Raw genomic sequence first — 20,941 nt, forward strand, 5'->3', positions numbered from 1 at the left:
CTGGTAGATTAGAACGACTTGTAAAAGTAATTTGCGCTTTGACGGTGCTGGGAGGAAACGCTGCAGCAGCCTGGCCTCTTACCCTGGGAAGACCGAAGAACGCCGCAATTCCCGCTGTGATAGGTGCAATACCGGGATTTATCTGGAACCAGAATGCCGGGCAAGTGGTGGGATGGTTCGATGGATATATCGAAGATATTAATCCCCGCGGCAGATACTTCATGCACGCTTTTATCACTGGCCCTAACGGAGAAGGTATGCGGGATCTCGAAGTAGGGTTGCTTTTCAGGTCAGTAAATAAGCCTGGAGGGGAAAGGGGCACGCCTGACGCAATATGGAGGCAGGACTTGCGACAGTGCAACGATGGAAAGCTCATCTGAGGAAAGCGACAATGAGCGTACCGCCGAGATGGGTATGCTTCTTCGAAGGACCCGGATGAGCAGGTAAAGCGCCTGCCTCCGGGTCACGGGATGATCGCCGTTCGAAAGCGCTCGAATTTGGCGTAATCCTCGCTTATAGCGCCGCGATCTTCTCTTTTCACTCGCCAGAGGGGCCTCAGCATATCGCCGACCGGCGACCAGCGACCTTCGACTTGTTTTCCTGCTCGCCGCTGCTGCATTCACCCCAATAATCTTCACCGTCTCGGGTCGTCGACGATCACTCCAACTGCAACGTGTACTACGCATAGTTCAAGGGAATCATAGAATGATCGTCGAGTAGGCTATATTAAGTTGCTGAATTAACCGGGACAATCTGTTAGTCGGGAAAATAAAGTCCATGCGCACACCTGCAATAGATATTGTTCTTGAATCTTTTTTGGAGCAACAAATGAACATAAAAACAAAATTCCTTATCGCCGCCCTAATCTTTGGTGGATCGATATCCGCGGCATCGGCGTCAGCTGTAATAACGGACATTACCGCAAGCGGGCCGGGCATGAGATCGTTTTCGGTCCTTGCCAGTTCCACTGTGAAGAAAGATCTTCCGATTAGGAACACTGCAGACCAAACCCGCGCCGAGCTTATCAATGGCTGACGCATCGCGTGCGGCGTATGGAAACGTTCTCATCGAGCCGCCAGTATCTGGAATCACCGTAACAACCGGAACGAATGTCAGCGTCAGCTCATCAGGACAGGGTACGGTAGCGGGCGAGACGCTATGGATGGTTACTGCAACCGGAACCGGAGCGGGGCCGACAAATAACTTTGAGATAAATCTCCCAGTGGCAAGTGAGGCATTCTCGGCGAAAGACGTGGCGATCGAGATATACACCCCGAATATTTCCAAAATGGAAAGAATGGTAATTTATGTCGGCACTACCGGTTATGCCAAGTTCGCCAGCCACAGTATATCCACCGCCATTGTTCCGACTACGCAAAGTCCGTTCGCGATTAACGGACTGACTGCGTACTTCGTGCACGAGATACTGTGGACCAAGAGCGGATTTACTCATCCCCTGGGGGATTTGGATTGCACGCAGTGCAAGCTACGGGTCTATGTAAGCAACGGCAATACATTGACCATTGGGTTGCGCTCGATCCGCGCCGGCGCGATGCGAAAAAAAGCAAGGCTCGCCATTACGGCAGACGACGGCTACTCATCATTTGTGCGAATGGGGATGCCAATACTTCAGGAGTATGGCCTGAAAAGCACGATGAGCATCATCTATATAACAGTTGGAACGCCAGGTTATGCCTCTCTGAGCCAACTCGGGGCATACGTCGCGGCCGGCAATGAATGCATCCCGCATGGTCCGAACCATCCAACCACACTTGGAACCGGCAACCTGTTTACAGCCTGGGCAACGAATACTGAGCGGTTGGCGGACGTCATCGCATGCAGGGATTATCTCCTGGAAAATGGCCTTACCTCAGAGTGGGGCGCTAAGTGCTACATCTGGCCGCAAGGAAAATATGCGGAAACGGTAACGGACTTATCATTCCTGGAACTGATGCTTGATAACGGCTTTAGCGTAGGACGTACCTCAGACGGCCCCAACGCAACGTATCACATGCAGAAAAATAACGGCCTCAGTACGAGGAATTTGCAGCTTCTTTGTGGTCCAGTCATCGGGCATACATGGACCAGTTCTGGCACCGAGGCCGCAAACATAGCAAACATCAGTTCCTACATAAACGACGTGGCGGCAGCTGGCGGTGACGGGACACTAACACTGCATCGGGTTGTCGGCCCGGACGCGGCGGCGCAACAAACCCAAATATCATCGAATAGGCTTCGTGAGCTGTGCGTTGCAATCAAAGCACAAGTCGACGCCGGCAATCTCGACGTGGTTCTGTATAGCGAGTTCGCGCGATAGACAGGTTAGTCTTGGGCAACACCCAGAAGTAAAGTTGCTTAGCCTTCCGCAAAAACCGTCTTCTTTTAGTCCATGATCAGCTGCGGTCAGGATGCATCGCTCGCGATAACGCGATCACAGCAGGGGACGCTGCTCCAAGCTGAAGGCACTCATCTTCTTTCGTCGTACCATAAATCCCATCAGGCCCAGCCCAGCAAGAAATAGCGCATAGATCTCCGGCTCAGGAACAACCCCCAGGGCAAGCACTTGCCCCGCGTTATTGATGTCTAGGGCCAAAGTTAAAAAAACGCCCTGGGGCAGGCTAACCATAGCATTTAGGTCCATAATGTTCGAGCCATCAGGACCAGTGATAAAAGCACGGGCATGTTCCCCGGACAGGGATGACTCTCCCACGACTTGCCCGGCGTCGTTGATGCCATATGCTCGACTGTAATTACCGCCTAAAGTGCCAAGGTCTCTCATATCCATCCCATTTGCACCGGTGATAAAAGCATGCAAAGCGCCGCCTGACGTTAGCGACTCTCCCACGACTTGGCCGACATCGTTGATGCCACGGGCAAAGCCGTAGTCGTCACCTAAAGTCCCAAGATCCCTCATGCCCCCACCACCGGGGTCAGTGATGAAAGGATGCTCATGGCTCCCGGGGAGGGGAGACACGCCGACGGCTTGGCCAGCATTGTTTATGCCATACGCTTGGCTGTAACTACCGCCTAAAGTGCCAAGGTCCTTAATACCCTCCCCATTATTGCCAGTGATGAAAGCATGCTGAGCGCGCGCCGATGTTGACCCCCACCCGACTACCTGCCCCGCGTTATTGATGCCGGTAGCGCCACCAGAGCCCCCCCCCAAATCAGCCAAGTCCCTCATGCCTGCGCCATCGGGACCAGTGATGAAGCCGCGGACATCACCTGAAGCTGTCTCAGACCATCCTGTCACTTGCCCCACGTTGTTGATCCCAATTGCTGTACTGCTATTCCCTCCCAAGGTGCCCAAGTCCCTCATCCCCGCGCCATGGGGGCCAGTAATGAAAGCATGACTATAGCTCCCGGCGAAGGGCGACGCTCCCACCACTTGGCTGGCATCGTTGATGCCATTGGCCCCTTCTATCTGGGTTACAACCTTGCTGTTGAGGTCAACCAAAAACGACCGCTCTTGTGCAGCAGCATGAGTTGTAAAACTGAGCCCGGCGATCAGGATTGCACCGGTGATAAAGTTGCGAAGTTTGGAGCTTTGGATTATTTTCATGATGAAGCCCTATTTGGTTTTCCAAGGGATCGGACTCGCAAAAAGCACCCGCCATCTTCTAAAGTTAGATGAAGGGTTTGTAAAGTCAAGGCCGGCGAAAGCTGGAAATCGACGGGAACGAACCCTGTTCTTTGCAGCGAGGATATGCTGGTTCTACGCGTGCACCGAAGTTCATTCAGCTCAACGCATCCTGCGCGGCTCCAACACGACCTTCTGCTGAACATCTATGGGTTCTGAAACGATTCCCTAATGGCCGATGGGGACATCGCTCCTCCATCTTGAGGACGCGATGCTGCGCCAGGGCGGGGCTGAAGCCTTCGATCATTACCTCTTGCCCAGAAACCCCGCCAACCATTATGAGTAATCTCGGGGTACCGTTAAAATCGGCAGATGGCGAGAGAACGGCTCTAGCGGAGACTGGAAAACGTGATGAAGGTTAACCGTAATCGCCGCTTGGCAACGATCAAAACCCCGGTAACGGCTGAATCCCCAGTCCTGGAGGTGTCGGCGCGACAATTGCAGGAGGATTAGTCGCGTAGGGATTATTGGGGGAGTCGCTAGAATAGCGCGAACCGTATTTACCGTAGGGATTGTTGACGGAATCGGCTGAGTATTCACTCCCGTATCGGCCATACGGATTGCTCGTGCTGTTCAGATCATGTGGATTATTGCTTAGGTTACCAAGATATTTTCCCGTCTGACGATCGACGAGAATTGGTGGCCCTGCTAAAGACATTTCAAATGCCAGGGCAAGAAGTAAGCCGACCAGAAATGAAGTGCCACCCTTGTTCATCATGCTCCTCCCATTGGTTGTCCTACCACTATCTAAGAGCCCAACTCCTTGCATAGAGATCCTACGGACTTTTGGGTGGATAACCAGTGGACCTTGGTACAAGCTCTAAGTGGAGCATAATGGACGATACATGCGCTGTCCGCAGTGCAGCACCGATTGAGTGTCAACTGTACGAGACTTGCAATGGTTAACTCATTCTGAGAGATGACAGCAGAACGCAAGGCGAGCGTATCTTTAGCTTTCAAGACCGCCAAAACTGAAACGTAGCGCAGCTTTATTAAGCTCCGTTAATGTGCGTGCCGCGAATTTCCGGAGGCTTCCTGATCGTAGGTTGTCAACCTCGCTCCGGTGGGAGCGATAATGGTTGCGATCAAGCGGGCCGGAATCGTCTTGCTGGGATTTTCCATGTACGAATGGATGCTTCCGGGCGGCTCATTCCAGCTTTCTCCGGCGCGATACTCGATCACTTCCCCATTGTTGAGCTGAGAGCGGACCGTGCCTTCGAGCACATGCACGAACACGACGCCTGCATGGCGATGGCTGGTGGTGCTGGCTTGAGGTGTCAGGTACACCATGAAAGCGGTCAGGGTCTGCTTTGGATCGTCCGGCAGGACCTGCGCGGTGACGGGCATGAGCGTGATTCCCACCGATTTTACATCGTTTGCACCGGAACGCGCTTCGTCTGCCTCCGCTATTCCCGCAACCGACAGTAAACCCGCCGTTATCGATGCTGCAAGCAGCCTGACATACAATATGATTTTGGATTTGACCAACTTGAATTTCATCGACCCTCCCCCTCGACAGTTTTCATATTAACGAAGCCGCAAGCCAGGCTAAAGCGTCGCCTCAAGCGTGAATAACTCGGCGGTTAAAGCATTTTTCAGTTTATCATGACTGAAAGAACCTCTGAACAAGACTATAACGCGTATATGCCGGAAAAATAATCGATAGAATGGGACAAAGGCGCCAGGAGACAGCCTGGCACGGCTGCTCGATGAAGCGCCCGATAGCCCTAGGTCGGTCCTCGCATAAGCTTCCCTGCTAGAAAGGGAATCATTTCCGATGAATTCCTTGATCTGCCATCGTCGACCACTATCGAGAGGCTGTACCCACTACCGGTGTTTCTATGATGGTATGCCTATTACTTTTGAAAGCGCGCGCTCTCACTGCTGCAAACCGACTCCAATTTCCGTGAAAAATTAACTCAATGCTTCATTGACAGCGAATACGAAACCTTCCGATGGGAGACTCCGCCCATTACACGGAATCGACTTGAGCGGCCATTCGAATTCGTTCTGACTAATAGCCGGTCCCTCAAAGGCAAGGGCGGAACCAGAGGTGTTTGCTTCCTTCTTTGTAGGCATTGATCCACCACCTAGCGTTCTTGCCTTTCCTAACCTGGGCAAGACTGCGATGCTCGTGGTTCCCCGGCAGATTTCCCCCCTGCTGTGTATTCTCATCTTGCAGCGTTTTTAAGGAATGCGCCACCGGCACAGATTCACGAGCTCTGGCAATGCGTGGCCACAACCGCCAGGCAGAGTCTCTCGGACCGCCCCCTATGGGTAAGCACGGCGGGAGGGGTGGTGGCATGGTTGCACGTTCGGATCGAAGGCTCGCCGAAGTATTATTCATACGAGCCGTACACGGAAGGAGCCAAGACGTTTACGCGGCCGCGTTCTTTGTGGAAAGAGGACGCTGCCCTGAACTCCGACTTTGAAGACCCGATGGTCGAAGACGACTATCCGGCCATGACTATAAAACCGCGATGTCTGTTGCCAACTTCGAAGAGCGTATCGATATTTGCCCGAATGATCCGCGAGCCTACTACCATATGGGTTGGTGGTGGCACGCGATGAAACAGTATGCGAAAGCGATGGTGCACTATGATCACGCAATCTCCCTGCAACCCGCGTATTCCGAGGCGCTACGGGACCGCGCCAGTCTGCAGGCTGCGTGTCCCGATGCGGAGTTCAGGAATGGCACTGCCGCATTGAAGGACGCGCGCATGGTTGACGTCAAGTGTCAGACCCATAGCAAGTCAACTTTGGGACAGAACATGAAATCTGGCCAAATGCAGTGCTGAGCCTTCCATCTGAAGCGGTGATCCGACGAGCTCGGGGCTCCGATCATACGACGGTCACGCTCACCCTTGCGGCAGCATTTGATAAAGATCCCGTCACGAGCTTCTGCGTTCGCGCCGATGCGCGCCACTGGTGGGCCATGCATGTCGCTTTCAAGCGAGCGCTGGATTTATTTCAACCGTACGATCTGACCTTTGTCGCAAATGATGGGCAGGGCGCCGCTCTCTGGGCTCGTCATGACCAATGGCAACTCACGTTTTGGCAAGAATGGTGGCTCATCCCACTTTATTTGCGGGTTTGTGGCATCGATCGCTTCATGCGTCTTGATCGCGGATTCGACTCAATGAAATCACACCACCCAACTGAGCCACATTATTATCTCTACTTGCTCGGTGTGCATCCCGACCACCAGTTACAAGGCTTGGGATCTGCTCTGCTTTGCACCATGCTCGAGCGGTGTGATCGCGAGCACATGCCGGCCTACCTTGAAGCATCCAGCCCCCGGAATATTCCCTTCTACCGGAGGCATGGATTTCAGGTAATTGAGGAATTTACGTTCGGACCGGGCGGCCCCCCTCTTGCAGCCATGTGGCGGAGCCCCAGCTGAGCGGCTAAGATGCTCACCGGCCTAACCCGTCGCGGCTTGAGCGCGCAACTGAGCAATTCTCTCCGCACTCAGTGTTGACTTCCTGTCCTTGTAGACTGTTCTTTTCACTATCGCAATGCCTTCCCGCTGCCCTTATTTATCATGAGAGACCACTCCACACAGCCAATCCGCGTTCGGCATCGTAAACATCAACGTAGAGCTAGCGTATTATCATCGAGCTGGCACTCATCACCCAAATGTACCGCATTCTTTGACTGGTCATGGCTCTTTCCATGAATAACTGTCCGGAAGCGTTTGTAACTGTGCCTATGACCGTCAACTAATAATAGTATTGAGCCTAAATATACATAAACGGGGCTGGAAAGTGTCAGATAGATTGTAAGGATGGTGTGTACCCTAATTTGACTCCAGGCTCGACGAATTTCATGGCCTGCCGCAAGAAATTGCTTAGTCAGGTATAGAAAAGCGCCGGAAATTCCTTCCGACGCTTTTCATCTTCAAAGCCTAAATCCGAAGCGCGTCCGCCTCGTTTTACCCCGAGGCTCACGCAATATCTTCCCCCTCTCCGTACCAAATGTGTTGGGAACGGACCTGCCAGTGGGTCAGACTGCGCCCATCTTCTTCCGGCGCTGGACGACCGCACCCATGAGCCCCAGCCCGGCCAAGAGCATTGCATATGACTCGGGCTCGGGCACTGCTACAACAGCCCCATGGGCGGACGCGTTGAAACCGACGCTGAGTGACCCCGTTCCGGCATCGCTGGCGACGATACCGAATACCAGATTTCCGGCTCGCGAGGTTGAAGACAAGTCTCCATAACTATCTATGGAGAATGAAGCACTGGAACTGGAGTTTGAGGACCCCCCGTTTGTAGAACTGTAGAAGTTTGCACTTCCGTTTACGAAGGCAGTATCAGAATAGCAGCAAACAGAAGTGATTCCTGTCAGGCTGATGGTGTAAGGAACGCTGAAAGTTAACATGCCGGGACCGTCAAAAGAGAATCCCACCGACCGAGTCCCCGAGGAGCTTACGACACTTCCTGTTTCCACAGCACTGGCCGTTCCGGAAAAGATCTCAGAAGAGGCAAGGCCATTTGCAAGCGAAGCTCCCGCACTAGTATTTGTATGCGCAGTGCTCGTCCAGTCATTTCGCGTGACCGAGTGGCTCTCGTTTCCCCCTGCAGAGGTGCTGGAAGAGCTAAGCGAGGTGTTGTAATTGGAAAAAACAACCGTTCGCACCGTAGCGGTAACGCCCGTAACCGAAAGTTGCAGTTTGCTCCAATCAATCGTGGCGGTGGCAGTAACCGGGGTTAGGTTCTCTACAGCTTGCGCGGCCTGGCTTAACCCTAACCCGATTGAGCCCAGAGCTACTACCAAACCTTGACTAAACTTATTCATATACATCTTCCTCTATTTGTATTGTTGTCTCAGCACATGCTGAGCCGCCACACTAGAGGATTATTTGGGGAGAGAACCCAAGTAGAGACGGGGTTTTGCTATGTTGTTTTAGGTAAACAAATAGGAGTCGAAGTCTTATATTTTTTGTTTTTACTTTGAAGCCGGGGATTAGTCCTTATGCCGGACGTGTCTGTAGCTCGGTCCCGTAAGATCAGATATTCACCAAGGGGTCCCGATGACTTAGGTACCCTCCCCTCTTACCTTTCCCAAATTTTGCAAAAAAATTTTTGTGCGATGTTAGGCAGAGGGACTAGGCGATCTGAAGATACGTCGTCAGACATTGCTTCATTCTCGCGGCAATAGTCTCCAGGGTAACGCTGGAGTGACGGATACTACTGGACGATTAGTGGGGATTCTTTGCGCAGGAATGCCTCTAGAAAGGGCTCACGGAAGGTTCGGAGCGCATAAACCAGTGAGGGTATATCCTAGGTAGGGTACGAGTCATTTACGGGCTCTGAGTTGGGCAGTTCCGGTACAGGAATGCCTCAAATCGTGGCGCTGCATCGTTATCAACGCACGATCTCTTCACGGCAATATCCCAGGTAGGGTGGAAAGATTTTATTGGCTTAATAAAGCCTTCGGGGGTGGGGTTCTGACCGGGGGGGTTATTTGTCGGCAGGCGGGGGGTGCCGTTTGGGGACCCAACGCCTAGCCTTTCGTAAGTACTCCGAATTCCAATCGGAATTCATGGAGTGCCGCGTTAGGTACAAAAATTATTTCGCTCGAACTGTACCGTTCCGTTTGCAAAGTGGTAAGTATAGCTGATCGTGCACGTTGTATTTCCTGTGATCAGCGTCGTTTTGAACTTCTGGCCATACTCAGCCATCACATCCTGCATGTTCAAACCTTGGGTATGATAGCGCAAGGTATCCTGATAAACGATCTTGCCGCTGGGATCGATCTCAGTATACGAAGTTGTTCCATTGCCCATGTACGCGGTCCTTCCGGACGGCGTCGTCGTTTCTTGGAAAACCCCTTGGTTTGCATAGCAAATGTTGTACCCCTCGTTTTAAAAACAATAGGAATCGTGGAAGGGATAGGCGCGGTCCGCCGCCACTACGCCAGCGTAGAACGCAAATAGCGTCGAGATGAGTAAAGTGTGCGTCCAGTTGGGTGTTGCCGAATTTTTTATTGAGCGCTTCATGAGCTGTTTCTCCTTAAGATAAAAACTTTTACCGTGATGTGAGCATAGGGAGCGTAAGAAGCGGTGACCCAACGTTGGCCAATTGGACGGGGAAGCCGCTAATTAGTATTAATAGGCTCAAAGCCGTCCTTCGAAAACTGCTTCTAGTTATGCATAGGAGAAAGTTGGGATACACGCAAGGTCGTCATTACTTTTTTAGTCGATTTCAACCGTTTCTAGCAGTTTGGTGGTAGCCCCTTCTCTCCTTGTTAGAGCCCCGTTCCGTTCGTTCTTTGAAAATCTAGGGTTCGAAATGGTGCTAAACATGGCACTGCAAGGGGTATTTACGCTCGATCTATTTCTGGCAATACCCTAGGTAGGGTAGAAACATTACAGCTTCTGAGAGCGGGTCCTTTCCGGCGTAAAATCATGCCCCTAGAAACACTCTAACGGGCCCTCAGAGCGACGACAGACAGTGGGGGTATAGCCTGTGTGCAAGGTGGAAAAATTCTGCTGACTCTGTATTTAAAGCCTAGTTGGGGTGGAGGGTCCGACGGGGGTGTTCATCGACAGGCCGGTGCACTCGTAAGGTATTCCCGCCTAGGCACTCTATACACAAATATCCCTAACATACGCTCTCTCCTATACTCTCCAAATACCTCTAACTGAAAAAGGGCGCTTCGTTACTTATGGCAAAAACAGTGACGGGGGTACACGCGTAGGCGCTATACACACGACTACCTAATACGCTCTCTCATCGCTCCCATACCTCGAACTGCGAAAGGTGGCTACGTTACTTCTGGCAATGCCTCTAGGGCTAGCTGTACGGAGGCTCAGACGCGCTTTTGACGTTTGGGAATACCCTAGCCAAGATGGAGAATCAAATCGCTTCGACAGTGACTTATTGATTAGTTTTTAAGCACCCTCTCCCCTTGCTTCACCCTCGTCGACAGGGGGGTATTGTTGGGCAGGACCGGTAGGCACTAAGGTATCCATTGCTAGGCGTCCAGTCTGCAAGGGGGAAAGGGAGTGTCTCCGGTTTCGATTCACACTCCCCCCGTTAAATTAAGCACCCCTACCCTTGTACTTCAATTAAAACTAGGTTGGGTTCGGATTACGCACATTTCCTTGCGCGGCGCGCCCTCCAACCAAGAAGACTTAGTCCTGCCAGCATCATAGCCCAAGTTTCCGGCTCTGGAACGGCCGGAAGCACCGGAAGAAAGGTTCCAGCTTCTTGCGTGTAGTATCGAAATTGGACACTGCCTTGGTCTATAAATGCCGTATCCGCCCCATTAAATGTGAAGCTGCCACTATAAGGCTGTCCGTCGAAGGTAACCACGTTTGGGAGGCTAACAGACGAGGCGGGATTACTACTGATGCTAACCGTTGCGTCTTCTTGCGAGAACGGGAAGACATTTGGAGGCGTAGGCAGGTTCGTACTTTTATCTACCGTAAGAAAGGTGCTGCTGTCGCCGCCATACAAAGTGTAGTTTAGGGTCCAGGCGGAAATTTGACCGCTCGCATCGGTTGTCACTTGCCCGTCAACTGCGCTGTAGTGATCGTACTTCACGGCATCTGCAGAAGACCCTGCCACGTAGTTGTTTATATCATTCGATATAGGGACTATAGAACCGCCAGCCCAATAGCCCTCCACTCCCCCCTTAGTTGCGCCGAGGAGATTAAACCCACCGCTTTCCAAATGGATTGGAGTGGTGGAATTTGGCGCAAGAGGCGACGTGAAGCTTAGGTAAGCAGTTATCGGTGACCCGATATAGATCGGGGGGCTAGTCAAAGGGCTATTAGGGGATTGCAGCAAGCCGGGTGTGGTTTGGACCTCATTTTTCCCCGAATTTTGTAACTCCCCTAGGTAAACGGGGGCGCTTGTAAAATTGTAGGTAGTGCTGGCCTGCGCGGAAAGAGAACCGATCAATGTTCCAACTATCACCAAGAACGTCCGACAGGTATTATTAGAAATATTAGTCAAGCTCATATCACCTACTCCTGAAAAGGAACAACGTTGTTATTGTGTGGGCAATTACTCAAATACCCGTCCCGTTTCCGGACGTTAACCTCGTCCTCAACTATTTATAGTACATTTTTTAAAAAGGGGAATATGGAAACAGGGGCGAAAGTAGAAAAGCGAGGACTAGGGGCAGATTCTTCCCCTACTCCCCTTGGAAATGGCGAAAAAATAGCAATGTGCGGCAGATTTGAACAATCCGAAACGAAGCGCTATTACGCTAGCGCTTTCGGGGCTGATACAAGCGACGACCTAGAGTGGTTGGGCGAACGAATTCCCTCCTACAATACCGGTCCCGGTTTATGCCCCTGGGTGATGATGCTGCACAAGGGCGAGCTGCAATTGGTTGGAATGAGATGGGGCTATCGAACTCCTAAGGAAGCGGCAGAGAAGAAGAAACCTTGGATATGTGCGCGGGTGGAGAAGTCCTTAACTGGGCGCTACTTTCGGCACATGTTTCGTGAAGGAAGAGTGATTATTCCTTCCGGCGGATGGTATGAATGGACAGTAGAGGATGGGAGGAAACAGCCCTGGTATATCACACGTAAAGTTAATAAACCTATTTTCATGGCTGGGCTGACTAACTTCCGGCCATATGTTCATCAGACCGTTGAAGTCGGGTTTGTAATTGTTACGGAAGATTCGGGGGCGGGAATGGTAGACGTGCATGACCGTAGGCCGGTTGTGCTACAACCCGCAGACGCATGGCTTTGGCTGAATCCTCAAACACCAGTTGAGGAAGCAGCGCATATAGCGCAGACAAGATCAATACCCACGGAAGAGTTCATGTGGTGGAGGGTAGCCAGGGCAGTAAACCGACCTGATCCTAGCAACAATGGGAGGCACTTGTTAACCCCGTTTCCAGGTGAAGATTATCTAAGTGAGAAGGTCTAAATGACCAGCCAATCAATAACAAACGATGAGAAAGGGCAGGAAGATTTAGGGGCAAGCTTCGTCGATTCAATTTCGTCCCGAGAGGTTATAGAGCTTGCTGCAACCCTTCCCGATGCGGCTCTCAGCTATCTGACAAGCGACACCGTCCTAGCTAGCATCCCGATATTCGGAACTCTTTACACCCTCACCAAGGGCGGCTTATCGCTAGCGGATCATTTGTCTTTAAGGCGGATTGCATATTTCTTGGCTGGATGCAAGCAAAAAGACCGGTACGAAAGGACAAAACTTGAACAGCAGTTGGCAATAGATCACAAGCTCCGCGCTAAAGTCGGGGAGGAACTTCTTTTAATTCTGGAAAGCCTCGACAATTATGAAAAGGCGACAGTCCTTGGGAAAATTTTTCGGGCAAGGTTGCGAGAGGATATAGATGAGAATACGTTTTTCAAGCTAGCTACTGCTATCAAGAATGCATCAATCGCCGATCTTAGAGCGCTGGAACGCTCTTATAAGAGAATCGCAACCTATGACGTGACTACGGGGAAACCGTTTTCCGATACTTTAGAAGATACGACAGCCCAAGCTCTATTCAACGTTGGCTTAGTTAGGGCAGACGGGGCTTTCGAAACTCTTTATCTTCATAATGAGCTGGGTATCCAGCTACTAACACTCCTAAATGCCGACTAGGGTGAGATTCCAGCTTGCATCAAAACTGGGATATATTCGGATCAATTGTCCCAACAGTGTCCCATGAAAGACGAAAGGCTTACGCATTTAGACGTAAGCCCTTGTTTTTTATGGTGGGTCGTGAGCGATTCGAACGCTCGACCTACGGATTAAGAGTCCGCTGCTCTACCAGCTGAGCTAACGACCCGATTTGAAAGAAACCGGAAGTTTTTACTGGACAACAAAACAAAGGTCAAATCCCTGCCTCTGCGTTTCGCCCTTGGTTTAAATGCTACCACATCTGGGCCGAAATTCGAATGGAAAGCTGGTGCAAATGAGCGCCCATTCGTAATGGTTCACCTTGCTCATCAGAGCTGTTCTGCCTTCACTGACTATCGCCTGTATTTTGACCGGATGTTTGATCGATACATGTGGCCAGCATCGCCCGCATGCGGTGCCAATGCGACCCTTCCCAGAAAACGCGCTGACAGAGGTCGCAAGTGCTGAAGTGATCGAAGCGCTCGCGTACGGAAGGAGGTAAACGACTCAGCGCTTGCGCCTTCTCAATCGGGCGCAACGGAGCGTTGCAATGCAGGCATAAGGTGAAAGGCCGGACACTGCGCGCGAGATCCAGCCGGTCGAATATTTCGCATAGCTGTTGGGGGGGCTTTAATGTATGGACGAAGCAGCCGTGGGTGATCGAGCGTCGTTTGAGCAATTCCCGGTCGCGCGTGAGTACGATGCGACTGTCGCGCGCCGCGATTATTTCGATCTCGCTATCCTGAAAGTTGTTGTCGTAGAGGGTGTCAAAGCCGGCCATGCGCAACAGGTGTGCAAGCCCGCCCAGGTGAGCGTCGGCGAGAAAATGCGTTACCCGCAAGGGGTGTTCACGCACCCTCAACACGGGGGAAACGTCGATCATCTCGAACCTGGGAAAGACGGCCACGCGGTCGCCATGCTCCACTAAGCGGTCAAACCCTACCGACTCGCCATTGACCAGCACCAATTCAACCTCGGTATGAGGCACGCCCAGTGCCTCGATCATGTGCTTTGTTGTCGCTGCGCGAGCACAAGAGCAGGCGAACTCGTGCCTGCGCCGTTCTGGCGCCAGGAACTCGTTCAGCTCCTCGTAAAAACGGAACGTTGCGGTGACCATCGCAAAATATCGCACTTTTTGGCAAAGGTGCACTTTGGAGCGCTAAAGCGGGCAATTTATAAACTGCTCTTTCCGCGAACGGGTTAAGGTTGGTATTTTTTAAAGCGGATACTTGCCCGTGATAACCCATGCTTCGGTTGCAAGCCGTAGCGAAGTGCTCAAGTATTCCATACGTATACCCATCTTATCAGGGGCGGTGATGACAGCCGTCGGCGGTTTACCACACGCCGGTCGTATTAGCGCATCTATGCCGGTCCCTTGCTCCTTCAGTTTTTTGATCCTGCCTTCCAGGTCCGACTCCCAAATCCCGAAGTAGAGAATCTGCCCGGCATTTTTTTCCGAAAATATGCCGTTTCCCCCTGCCTGAATCAATTCCAGATAAGGCGGACGGGTCCTTGAATACGCAGCGACCACCTTGAGGTTTTCATTTTGTTGCGTTAACGGATTTTCGATGCACAATACGGTATCCGTTGGCTCCGTAAATGTGACATCCAGCAAATTCGCGTAGTGCTCGATAGCTTCTTCATGATTAAGGACGAGTATTCCAATATGGTAGTAGGGGGGCTTTATCATTCCGGACTCATCGTTATGGGAATGTTGGCGGGCTCACTCACGAGGTAATGAGCGGCTGAGGTGCGGGACTCATTCCCTTCTGTTCCAAGAAATACAATCAAAGCGTAACGCTCCTTGATTAGTTGATCAGTCGGCAAGAGACTCTGAACTCAGCATTGACCCGCCGAAACTTCGTTCGCGCTTGGCCCGCCAACCCATGGGTTGTAATAAGTGTAGGCATGTTTTTCGAATGGATTGCCGCATCCACGGTTGTCGAGGGCGTTCCATTCGCCGCCTGTAGCCCAGGCAAAAACGGAGCCGAAGGTAATATACGTCACATAAAATCCCCATTCCCCCAGGGCCGCGACCTCGCGCGTGTGATAAGCCTCGTGCCTTGCCACATCGTCGCGCACGTTTCCATTCGAGTCGAAGTTGCCGCTTTGGGTATAAACGATCGCACCCAGCGTCAATCCCCCGGTGCCCGCGCCGACTTCCACGAACAGCGCGCCGCGGCGGAAATCGACCCTCTTGCCGGAAATAGCAAGGCCCGCCACCACGAACAGACCGATGATAGTGAATACCGGCGATTTGATCAGCTTGATGGCCCAACTGAATGCCCAAGCCACCCCACTGTCGGATTCGTCCATCAGTGGGGTGAACAAGCCCAGAATCGAAACGCCAAGGGTAATTACCGCCGCCGCGATTGCAGCCGTGGCAGCGGCAACGCCTGCCCAGATCAGGATTCCATACCAGAACAGGACCGTCAGTACCCCGCCTATCGCTCCCCCGACAATCCAAAGCAACCATTCATCCCAGGTGCGCGCACCATTGACCCCAGCCCCTATCGCGCCGATTATGGCGCCGACGATTGCCGCGACAATGATGGCGATGACCAGCGGCGCAATCTCGCCAGTGGGGTCTGTAAAATTGATCGGGCTGCAATAAGCAAATATATAGAGATTAGCTGCGGCAAGGAGCGGCGGGATTTTATCCTGGTTGATGAGAAGGTAGGGATCAATGGTAAGAAACCGGCCAAGCGCAGGCCGATAGTGCCTAGCGCCCAGCAGTACCAGTTCCAGCCCGTCCGAAAAACGCCCGCCCTGAAATGTGAAGGCCGGCTGAATCACTATGGAGATGAAGAGCCTGCCATACGGCGTATATTCGTCGTGTCCAACGAAAGCGCCAGTACGGCCATTGGACAACACGTTGACATTGCCCAGACGATCGAAATGGTGAATCAGCGAATCGCCAGCGGCCGGCACTACCGCCAGCCGGCGGTCTTCGTCAAACACTACGCGGGACGCGTTCCCGTCGTCGATCAGATATAGGCCTTCGATCTCCAACCGCGTATGCGTCTCGCCGTCCCGCGCGGTGCGTGTTAGCACGCGCCGGTCGTTGTGATCGTACACGTATTCGACGGTCGAACCATCGAGCCGGTCCACACGCATGAGGCGGTGCCGACTGTCGTAATGCAGGGTACCCATTTCGGGGTCTCGCGTCAGGTTTCCCGAGGCGTCATACTCGTATTCCGGATTGGTCGAACTCAAGCGCCGCACCAGCCGGTTCGGTCCGGCACTGTCGCCCACGCCGTTCCGGTATTCAAACCGTATGTCGATTTCATCATTGCGCAGCAGATTGCCAAGCACGTCGTATTCGTACGTGAAGTCGAACCCGGAGACGCTGCCGCTCGCATGCGTGAGCCGGTTGCGCGAATCGTACTTATAGACCTGGTTGAGCCGCACCTTTCCGGGGACCGTGGACAGGTCATCGACGCGCAGGGCCTGACCCACTGCATCCAGTTCGTATGCCAGATGCTGATAGCGATGGCCGCCGCCGGCCTGCTCTGTGCTCACTTCGTGTATCAGATAATCGCCCGGCGTATAGCGGCGGCGTGTCTCCAGACCATTGGCGAACCTGATGCGCTCGCGCAAGCCGGTCGGGCCATAGTCGATTGCATCGATATAATCGGGTATGGATTGCAACATCCCCGATGCTGAATGCTTGTAGTCGACGCTGCCGCCGTCGGGATAGACGACGCGTGTAACCTGGCGCTGCCCGTTGTACTCGAAGCGGGTCTCGAACGTGCCCGGCACCCCGTTTACGGTGCGGGTTATGGTAGTTGCCTGCCCCTCGGCGGTGTAGCTGTATGCAACACTACCGAAATCTCCGCTGACTCGCGCCAGCCGGCCTTGCAAATTGACGCCGGGGCCTGTGTCGTATTCGTAGCGCTCCAGCACAGCCTGGCTTGCGCCATCGCGCAGTTCGATAATACGGCCGCGCACGTCACGCGGCGATAACAAAACCCGCCCATCCGCGTCGGTGCGCTGCACTTCATGACTCCCACCGTCGAATATGAAAGTGGTAGCGCCGCCATCGGCGGCCGCGATGAGGATGCGATTGCCCCACAGGTCATACACGTTTTCCATCACGGCATTACCGAGCGGGTCGGTGATGCGCACCAGGCGCCGCAGCGCGTCATAATCGCGCCGCTGCTCGAAGCGGGCTGCACCGTCGCGCTCCATGATGGAGCGCACATGTGCCCCTGTGTCCAGGACGCTTTCCCGAGTGGGCACGGTACCAGGATCGAGCGCCAGAGCGGCGGCCGCATCCGGGCCAAAGAATTCCACGCGGTTGCGCCGATAGCGATGCAAGGTCCAGCGACCGTTGAAAAGCCGCTCGCGCGCCACACGGCCGCGCGTATCGTAATGCGTTTCGCTGATCACGATACCTTCCGGCGGAGAAGCGTCGTACTCAGGCTGCGAGGAAAAGTAGGCGTCCCGGACGCGCAAGCGTTTACCCTGGATCGAGTGAAGCTCCTGCTTGCCCACCGCCCAGCGCCCGCCTTCGGCCAGCAGCTTCGTCTGCGCGCTCCGGCCGCATCCATCGAGATAATCGATCTTGTGGTACCCCGGCTCAGCGTCGTTCGCGTTGACGCGAACGCGCTGAATGACCGCGTTGGGCACCGAATTGCGTACGAACTCGTATTGCTCGGTTGGCAGACCGGGCAGGGCGCCGCGCTTATAGACCGCTATCGCGTTACCGAGCGCGTCGAACTCGGTTATGGTATCGAGCCCGTTAAGATCTTCGATTCGGGAAACCTGCTGGGCGATGGGATCGATTTGCACCTCGCGCGCGGCGCCGCCGTCTTCGCTGAACGATACCGGATGGATCGCGGCGGCATCCAGAATCATGCTGCGGTTCATGCCGCGCGCGTCGAAGGTTTCCACTTCGTTCCCGAAAGCATCCACGCGCGCCCGGCCGATATCGCGAATATAGATTGTGCCGAACTCGGGATCGGTCTCAATGCGATACAGGCTCGCCAGTAGCGCGGGCGGCGCACCCGCGTAAGCCGCATCGATCTCGCGCTGGGTAAGCGCGACTTCGCTCTGGCGCACTTTGAAACCATTTTCCGCCTGGCCCAGCGGCAGCCCCACGAATGATTCGCCGTCGTAGTGAAAGCGGATTTCCTTCAATAGCGCGCCATTCCCGTCGAGCTTGCGCATGCGTGCGCGGAAATTGGTAAGGCCGTGCACCGGGTGAACGGCATAGCTGGTTTCAATCCGGAGCTGGTCCACCTGCTCGGCGTCGCTACTGTTCCTCCACACACTATGCCGCGTCTCGCTCAAGGTATTGCCGACTGGGTCGAAGGTGAAATCGGCCTGCTCGCTCTCGTAGGCCGTCCCCAGATGCAGGCGCTCGCTTCTACGCTGGGTTTCCAGCGCCAGATGCGCTGGTACATCCGATGTTGTTCCAGCCACCTGAACGGCGGTCCAGACTGAATGCTCGAACTGCAGCAAATCGCCGCTGATGGGGTCCAAGGTTTCGGTACGATGGGGCTGGCCGCGGCCGGCCGTAAATGCCGGGTCGAGCGCGGTAGTGTGGCGGGTGTGATAATAAAGCCGTTGCCTGACGGGCTGCTCTTGCGGACCATTCGTGCGGGTGGAATCGACCTCGGCAAAACCCAGGTACTCGCGCGCGATGTCGTCAAAATGGCCGTCGTGATAGCGGAATTCGCTGACCGATAATTCACCTGTTACCTGGTCATGCAGGCGCAACTGCTTGACCACGGGCACTACGAACGGCAGATATCCGGTCCAGCGCTGGCCTTCGGTCAAGTCGCGGGTGCGCTCGAACGCCGAGGTGCTGTATTGCACTTCAGTGACCAACCCGCTGCCGTTGTCGATGCCCGCCAACAGATGCGGCTTGACTCCGTCGAGCAGATCGAGAAACCAGTACTGCGCGCGCCCGCCCTGCCCGGCTGGCGAAGTAAACAGCAACCCCGCGGTGCCCGAACCTTTCATGTCAGCCAGCAGCACGCGGTCGAAACCGGCACGCGGTGTGCGCGCGAGCACAATGGGTTCGGAATAGCCTTCTCCTGCACGGTTCAAATATACGCGCACTTCCGAATTGCCCACCACGATCAGATCAGCTGCGCCGTCGCTGTTGACGTCGGCAATAAATACATCGCGTTCGATGAGTGCCCCGCCGAAGTCGGGGGTGTCCGCCATGGTGCGCACCGCACCCCATTTACCATTGCCAAGATATGGCCAGTACTGGATCTGCCGCGACTGCAACAGCACGACATCGCTCTGTCCGTCGCCATTCATGTCCGCAAGACGCACACGCCGGCTCAGCCCCGCAAGGCTCGGCAATCCGCTATCGGCAAGCACCACCGGGGCACTCCATGAGTCTCCCCGCCGGTTGAAGAAGGCAATCGGCGTGCCGTTGCGGAAGGTCAGGAAATCACTGACGCGGTCACCGTCGAGATCAAGCAGGTGGCCGTCGTCTTCGGTCAGATCGAAGCTCGGCGCCAGCGCCACGTTCTTTTTGCGGATGAAGCCTTCCCCCGGACGATTGGGATAATAACCGCCGCCATGATCGCGACCGACAACCAGATCGGCATTGCCGCGCCCTTCCATGTCCGCAAAACGGACGCCCGGATCGGATAGCGCGATCCCCGCCGGCAGGGAACGCAACGGCTGTGGGGGTCCCCACGTCAAGTCGCCGCGGTTTTCCCAATACGTGCCGCCTTGCGCGTCGAGTCGCAATGCGGAAGGCAGGGCGGTCCCACCCAGATCGACCAGCGTAACATCCTCGCCCAGCGGCGGCGGCGGCACCACCGTGCTGCGGAAGCGTTCGATACGGCGGGCCTGCGGGCTGAAGGTGGTATAGGCGAAGGTGAGCGGCGGTAGAGCCGCGGTTTCGATGGCACCGTTGCGACGTCTCAGACCAGTGAGTTCGACCCGCCTCAGCAGAGAGGCGCGGGTGTATGCCGCGCTCTCGTATTCGAAGGCGACAACCCGCGTCAGCGTGTCGGGCAAGCGGTCCTGGTGCAGTTCGATGCGCACGCATCGCTGGCTGGTGCGTATTTCGAAACCGGCGTCGAATTGCGACCAGGGATCGGGCCGGTTTTGATAGATGAATTCCAGGCGGAATACGCTCCAGCGGATAGTGCGAGGATAAAGCTGGTTCCCGTCCCGCAGGTACTCGATGTTGATCTCGCGTCCACCGGGAAACACCATGCGTTCGACATGCCACCGCTGTGTCCGCAGCAAGTCCCCGCCGCTGACCTCCACCCGCGAGGCGGCTGAGCTGCCGAAATGCAGATCGACCAGTGCGAGGGTGCGGCTGTGCCATGCGTTTCCGTTCAGCGCAAAGCGCTGCAACTGCTGAGATACGGAAGGCACGAAATCGCCGGCATCGGTTTTAACCAGCGGCATTGCGCCGCCCAGGCTGTATTCCGGTTCGCCCTCCGCCATGAAGGCGCGCGGCCTGCGCCGCTCGATAAAGGGAAGCGACAAGGACCAGCCGAGCCCGAAAATACCATTGCCGGCACCGGTGTCGTAGACCAGCTCCAGTTGAGGCGCAAGTCCGCTGGGCCCGGAGGGCAACTCAATCGGAATCTTGTAGCTGCCGCCCCCCATCGCCAGGTTCGGCTGGAATGAATCGCCCAGCGAGCGCACCGCCGCCGCGCCGCCGAAGCGCGCGCGGCTGTTTTCGCCGACACCACTTTCCTTTGCCATCGCCTACCCT

At 54.5% G+C, this 20,941-nt stretch carries 17 protein-coding genes, 1 tRNA gene and 1 pseudogene; 8 read left to right on the forward strand and 11 right to left on the reverse strand.

Translation table 11 applies throughout. From position 1 onward, the window contains the following. The first annotated feature begins 116 nt into the window (after positions 1-116). From C8R31_RS15885 to C8R31_RS15125, 3 genes are all read left to right on the forward strand, one after another. Entirely contained in the window at positions 117-380 is a 264-nt protein-coding gene (locus C8R31_RS15885; protein ID WP_146164612.1) for a hypothetical protein, read from the forward strand. 397 nt (positions 381-777) lie between these two features. Further along, positions 778-1,035: a hypothetical protein gene (locus C8R31_RS16115; protein ID WP_181320651.1), complete on the forward strand. Its 258-nt coding sequence runs from the start codon at positions 778-780 to the stop codon at positions 1,033-1,035. Beyond that, entirely contained in the window at positions 1,028-2,317 is a 1,290-nt protein-coding gene (locus C8R31_RS15125) for a polysaccharide deacetylase family protein (protein WP_107694958.1), read from the forward strand. The genes C8R31_RS16115 and C8R31_RS15125 overlap by 8 nt, the downstream gene beginning before the upstream one ends. Positions 2,318-2,431: 114 nt before the next feature. Here the strand turns inward: C8R31_RS15125 and C8R31_RS15130 are convergent, their stop codons facing one another. The 3 genes from C8R31_RS15130 to C8R31_RS15140 form a co-directional block, all read right to left on the reverse strand. After that, positions 2,432-3,562: an HAF repeat-containing PEP-CTERM protein gene (locus C8R31_RS15130; protein ID WP_107694960.1), complete on the reverse strand. Its 1,131-nt coding sequence runs from the start codon at positions 3,560-3,562 to the stop codon at positions 2,432-2,434. 463 nt (positions 3,563-4,025) lie between these two features. Continuing rightward, the gene (locus C8R31_RS15135) at positions 4,026-4,358 is read right to left on the reverse strand and encodes a hypothetical protein (protein ID WP_219907540.1); all 333 of its coding nucleotides are present in this window, start codon (positions 4,356-4,358) and stop codon (positions 4,026-4,028) included. Between the two features lie 284 nt (positions 4,359-4,642). Next, on the reverse strand, positions 4,643-5,140 hold the full coding sequence (locus C8R31_RS15140; RefSeq protein WP_107694963.1) for a cupin domain-containing protein: 498 nt from the start codon (positions 5,138-5,140) through the stop codon (positions 4,643-4,645). A gap of 381 nt (positions 5,141-5,521) precedes the next feature. On the opposite strand from C8R31_RS15140, the pseudogene C8R31_RS16840 reads away from it, so the two are divergent. From C8R31_RS16840 to C8R31_RS15150, 3 genes and pseudogenes are all read left to right on the forward strand, one after another. Continuing rightward, positions 5,522-6,211: pseudogene (locus C8R31_RS16840) on the forward strand (hypothetical protein). Next, complete coding sequence (locus C8R31_RS15145; RefSeq protein ID WP_107694965.1) at positions 6,121-6,438, forward strand: tetratricopeptide repeat protein; 318 nt, start codon at positions 6,121-6,123, stop codon at positions 6,436-6,438. The pseudogene C8R31_RS16840 and the gene C8R31_RS15145 overlap by 91 nt, the downstream one beginning before the upstream one ends. Positions 6,439-6,455: 17 nt before the next feature. Beyond that, positions 6,456-7,043, forward strand: a complete 588-nt coding sequence (locus C8R31_RS15150; protein WP_181320653.1) for an N-acetyltransferase — start codon at positions 6,456-6,458, stop codon at positions 7,041-7,043. 602 nt (positions 7,044-7,645) lie between these two features. Here the strand turns inward: C8R31_RS15150 and C8R31_RS15155 are convergent. The 4 genes from C8R31_RS15155 to C8R31_RS16620 all read right to left on the reverse strand — a co-directional run bounded on the left by C8R31_RS15155 (position 7,646) and on the right by C8R31_RS16620 (position 11,613). Beyond that, on the reverse strand, positions 7,646-8,440 hold the full coding sequence (locus C8R31_RS15155) for a PEP-CTERM sorting domain-containing protein (protein WP_181320655.1): 795 nt from the start codon (positions 8,438-8,440) through the stop codon (positions 7,646-7,648). Positions 8,441-9,200: 760 nt separating this feature from the next. Continuing rightward, positions 9,201-9,431, reverse strand: coding sequence for a hypothetical protein (locus C8R31_RS15160; protein ID WP_107694969.1), 231 nt, complete (start codon positions 9,429-9,431; stop codon positions 9,201-9,203). Between the two features lie 78 nt (positions 9,432-9,509). Further along, the gene (locus tag C8R31_RS16615) at positions 9,510-9,644 is read right to left on the reverse strand and encodes a hypothetical protein (RefSeq protein WP_258192732.1); all 135 of its coding nucleotides are present in this window, start codon (positions 9,642-9,644) and stop codon (positions 9,510-9,512) included. Between the two features lie 1,093 nt (positions 9,645-10,737). Continuing rightward, on the reverse strand, positions 10,738-11,613 hold the full coding sequence (locus tag C8R31_RS16620) for a PEP-CTERM sorting domain-containing protein (protein ID WP_107694971.1): 876 nt from the start codon (positions 11,611-11,613) through the stop codon (positions 10,738-10,740). 123 nt (positions 11,614-11,736) lie between these two features. On the opposite strand from C8R31_RS16620, the gene C8R31_RS15170 reads away from it, so the two are divergent. Both C8R31_RS15170 and C8R31_RS15175 read left to right on the forward strand, forming a co-directional pair. Then, a complete protein-coding gene (locus tag C8R31_RS15170) occupies positions 11,737-12,537 on the forward strand; it encodes an SOS response-associated peptidase (protein WP_107694973.1) in 801 nt (266 codons plus the stop codon). Further along, a complete protein-coding gene (locus C8R31_RS15175; protein WP_107694975.1) occupies positions 12,538-13,221 on the forward strand; it encodes a hypothetical protein in 684 nt (227 codons plus the stop codon). It begins immediately after the preceding gene. A 111-nt stretch (positions 13,222-13,332) separates the two neighbouring features. On the opposite strand, the gene C8R31_RS15180 is transcribed toward C8R31_RS15175, so the two are convergent. From C8R31_RS15180 to C8R31_RS15195, 4 genes are all read right to left on the reverse strand, one after another. Next, positions 13,333-13,408, reverse strand: a tRNA-Lys gene (locus tag C8R31_RS15180). A 177-nt stretch (positions 13,409-13,585) separates the two neighbouring features. Next, complete coding sequence (locus tag C8R31_RS15185; protein ID WP_107694977.1) at positions 13,586-14,356, reverse strand: Mut7-C RNAse domain-containing protein; 771 nt, start codon at positions 14,354-14,356, stop codon at positions 13,586-13,588. A 99-nt stretch (positions 14,357-14,455) separates the two neighbouring features. Beyond that, positions 14,456-14,929 (reverse strand): VOC family protein, encoded by a 474-nt coding sequence (locus tag C8R31_RS15190; RefSeq protein ID WP_107694979.1) that lies wholly within the window; start codon positions 14,927-14,929, stop codon positions 14,456-14,458. A gap of 149 nt (positions 14,930-15,078) precedes the next feature. Next, a complete protein-coding gene (locus C8R31_RS15195) occupies positions 15,079-20,931 on the reverse strand; it encodes a toxin TcdB middle/N-terminal domain-containing protein (RefSeq protein ID WP_107694981.1) in 5,853 nt (1,950 codons plus the stop codon). Between the last annotated feature and the right edge of the window lie 10 nt (positions 20,932-20,941).

Origin of the sequence: Nitrosospira sp. Nsp2 (genome assembly GCF_003050965.1) — a bacterium.
Taxonomy (GTDB): domain Bacteria; phylum Pseudomonadota; class Gammaproteobacteria; order Burkholderiales; family Nitrosomonadaceae; genus Nitrosospira.